General features: G+C 54.7%; 1 protein-coding gene. It reads right to left on the bottom strand.

Features of this window, described 5'->3' with window-relative positions; genetic code table 11:
* The coding region (locus DEQ92_RS24330; protein ID WP_342764762.1) for a Lon-insertion domain-containing protein at positions 1-450 on the bottom strand (450 nt) is incomplete at both ends.

Below are 450 nucleotides of genomic sequence, written 5' to 3'. Positions count from 1 at the left end.
AAGGTGATTTTGAATCGATTTCAATGAGGTCAGATGGTCGTGTCCCCACGCATCTGCGACGGCTTCGTACCGCTTTTGGACACGTTTGGTCCGCACTGACTCGTCGTCGGCCAGCTGTTGGCGGGAAACGGCCTGAAGTACTAACTGTGCGTGCATGGTTTGGTCATCGATTTTGTCTCGAAGTTGACCGCGATTCACCTGTTGTCGAACTCTTTCAACGTGCTCTGCAGTAACCGTCGTAGACCCGTCTTTTTGTGCGGCGTCTGCGGCCTCACGGAGCAGGTCAATCGCTTGCCGAGCACTCCCGTCATCTTTCGCGGCGAAGGCAGCACACGCTGAAATAGCGCTGTCTACACATGCACCATCCACGAAAGCACGCTGTGCGCGGTCGGTGAGAATGGTGTTTAGCTCGCCTGCATCGTACGTTGAAAACGAGATTTCGTGCTCCAT

It is taken from the genome of Haloferax sp. Atlit-6N, from assembly GCF_003383195.1.
GTDB classification, from domain to species: domain Archaea; phylum Halobacteriota; class Halobacteria; order Halobacteriales; family Haloferacaceae; genus Haloferax; species Haloferax gibbonsii.
This window is presented reverse-complemented; position numbering and strand designations above follow the sequence as displayed.